Genomic DNA, 447 nt, shown 5'->3' on the forward strand with positions numbered 1-447 from the left:
CCGAGACTCTTACCTTGAGGCTAGCCCTAAAGCTATTTCGGAGAGAACCAGCTATCTCCAGGTTCGATTGGCATTTCACCCCTACCCACACCTCATCCCCGCACTTTTCAACGTGCGTGGGTTCGGGCCTCCATTCAGTGTTACCTGAACTTCACCCTGGACATGGGTAGATCACCTGGTTTCGGGTCTACGACCACGTACTCAATTCGCCCTATTCAGACTCGCTTTCGCTGCGGCTCCGCATCTTCTGCTTAACCTTGCACGGGATCGTAACTCGCCGGTTCATTCTACAAAAGGCACGCCATCACCCGTTAACGGGCTCTGACTACTTGTAGGCACACGGTTTCAGGATCTCTTTCACTCCCCTTCCGGGGTGCTTTTCACCTTTCCCTCACGGTACTGGTTCACTATCGGTCACTAGGGAGTATTTAGCCTTGGGAGATGGTC

1 rRNA gene is annotated in these 447 nt (G+C 53.2%); it reads right to left on the reverse strand.

Annotated elements, in window-relative coordinates:
- Positions 1-447 (reverse strand): 23S ribosomal RNA (locus SB816_RS29895); the annotation flags it as partial.

The sequence above is a fragment of the Achromobacter sp. SIMBA_011 genome (genome assembly GCF_046535435.1).
GTDB lineage: Bacteria > Pseudomonadota > Gammaproteobacteria > Burkholderiales > Burkholderiaceae_B > Achromobacter > Achromobacter dolens.